The organism is Pandoraea sp. (assembly GCF_004297875.1).
GTDB lineage: Bacteria > Pseudomonadota > Gammaproteobacteria > Burkholderiales > Burkholderiaceae > Pandoraea.
Map to the genome: position 1 here is coordinate 1 of NZ_SCSK01000002.1, position 2,184 is coordinate 2,184.

The following is a 2,184-nucleotide window of genomic DNA, read 5'->3' on the forward strand; positions in this document are numbered from 1 at the left end:
GGTTTCCAGATGCTGGGCAGGCAACTACACGATCCGCTTGGACTGGAAGGTGCTGCAGGTAGCTCGGTCGGTCTTGGCCTGCTTGATATGGAAACCACATTGACCGCACACAAGCGGCTGACTCTGGTCGAGGGGTGCCTGGCATTTGCGAATGCAGCGGTAAGCGGCTACGAGATACACATGGGCATGTCGAGCGGCCCGGCATTGGCGATTCCGGCGATTGTCTTGCCTGAAGGGACCGATGGCGCGATGTCGGCCGACAGTCAAGTGTTTGGCAGCTATCTGCACGGTCTGTTCGATCACCCGCAAAGCTGTCAGGCGCTGCTTTGTTGGGCGGGTCTGGAGAAGACGATATCGCACGATTACCGTGCCGAGCGGGAAAAGCATATTGACCGCCTTTCCGACATGCTTGAACAACATCTTAAGCTTGATTCTCTCGACGTACTCTACCCCCTTGGGTCAGGTGCCGGTGCAAATCAACAGTAAGGCCGCAAATCCACCGGGTGTGACTGGCGATGTCGGCGATCGGTCCTTTGCACGCATCTTGCGCTACAGCGGCATTCGCCGGGCGGATAGATATACGGGGGGCGCCAGGCAAGAGCGAAATCCCGGGCAGCTCATTTGGCGCGCATGTTCGCACACCAAGCCGTGGAAGCATGCGCTGCGTTCCATTGAAGACGACGGATCAAATCGAGTTGCAAGCATTGCATCGAGTGCGTCAGCGGTTCATTGTCGAGCGAACGGCCGTCGTCAACCAGATGAGAGCGTTGCTTCTCGAGCATGGCATCGTCATACCGGTAGGGCGAGCACTCTTCGCGCGACGCCTGCCGGCGGTATTGACCGACGCTGAGAGCGGCTTGTCGCCACGACTGTGCTAACTTATTGCACGGTTACGTCAGTGGTGGTTGGTCTTGGACGACGAAATCGATACAGCTTCAGCCGAAATAACCCAGATCGCCCGTGAATCGGAACTCTGTCGTCGCGTCAGCACGGTGCCTGGCGTTGGCCCAGTTGTTTCGACTGCGCTTATTGCTGCGGTCGGCAACGGCACCGCATTCAAGCGAGCTCGTGATATGTCCGCCTGGCTCGGCCTTGTTCCCAAGCAGTACTCGACGGGTGGTAAATCGAATCTCGGTGGTATGGTAATGCCCCCTGAAATCCACCGCTGGGAGAAGTAGAATTTTCTCGTTAAGAGGGAGTTCTGCAGATGAAGAAGTCGAGATTCACGGATAGCCAGATCATGGAAGCGCTCAAACGTGCGGAAGCCGGCGTGGCGGTGCCGGAGGTATGTTGGGAACTGGGTATCAGTTCGGCAACGTTCTACAAATGGCGCTCGAAATTCGGTGGGATGGATGCTTCGATGATGTCGCGCATGAAAGAGCTTGAAGCGGAGAATGCCCGGCTGCGCAAGATGTACATCGAGGAAAAGCTCAAGGCTGAAGTGGTCGCGGAGGCCTTGGCAAAAAAGTGGTAAAGCCATCTCGCCGACGCGAGATGGCCAAGCGTGCTGTTCAGGAGCGAGGACTAACGATACGTGCGGCCTGTGCCGGGTTTGGCATCAGCGAATCATGCTATCGATACGAGGCAAAGCTGAACACGGAGAACGAAGAGATTGCCGACTGGCTGTTACGCGACACGGGCAGCCATCGCAACTGGGGCTTTGTGCTGTGCTACTTCTACCTGCGTAACGTGAAGGGATTCGGCTGGAACCACATGCGGTAATTTATGTGCTCTTGCCACTCTTTGGGGAAGATCATGAACACGTACGTTGGCCTTGATGTTGCACAGAAGAAAACAGCGGTCTGTGTCGTCGACAGTGAGGGAAAGATGGTCTGTCATGGCACGGTCGAGAGTCGGCCTAAAATGATTAAGGACTTCCTGGAAGCCAAAGGCTACGGCAACGCCAAGGTCGGCATGGAGACGCGCCCACTGGCGGTGTGGCTTTATCATTCTCTACGGCAATGTAACTTGGATGTTGACTGCATCCATGCCCGCCATGTCCATGCCGCGCTAACGGTTCAGTTGAACAAGACTGACCAAAATGACGCGCGTGGCATTGCCAACCTAGTCCATTGAATCATTGAAATTGGATGCATCGATCCCATATGCTTGGGCATGCCGAGAACGATGCTGACGAGCGAACAACGTACTGAACTGGAGGCCGTGATGCGCAAACGTCATGGC

The 2,184-nt window shown here is 55.9% G+C and carries 2 protein-coding genes and 2 pseudogenes; all 4 read left to right on the forward strand.

What is annotated here, in order from left to right; all coding sequences use genetic code 11:
• Positions 1 to 486, forward strand: a pseudogene (locus EPN80_RS00860) (cobyric acid synthase CobQ); the annotation flags it as partial.
• Positions 487 to 911: 425 nt separating this feature from the next.
• Complete coding sequence (locus tag EPN80_RS00865; protein WP_293022428.1) at positions 912 to 1,178, forward strand: transposase; 267 nt, start codon at positions 912 to 914, stop codon at positions 1,176 to 1,178.
• Positions 1,179 to 1,207: 29 nt separating this feature from the next.
• Positions 1,208 to 1,719, forward strand: a pseudogene (locus EPN80_RS00870) (transposase); the annotation flags it as partial.
• Between the two features lie 36 nt (positions 1,720 to 1,755).
• Positions 1,756 to 2,076, forward strand: coding sequence for a transposase (locus tag EPN80_RS00875; protein WP_293022431.1), 321 nt, complete (start codon positions 1,756 to 1,758; stop codon positions 2,074 to 2,076).
• The last annotated feature ends 108 nt before the right edge of the window (positions 2,077 to 2,184 follow it).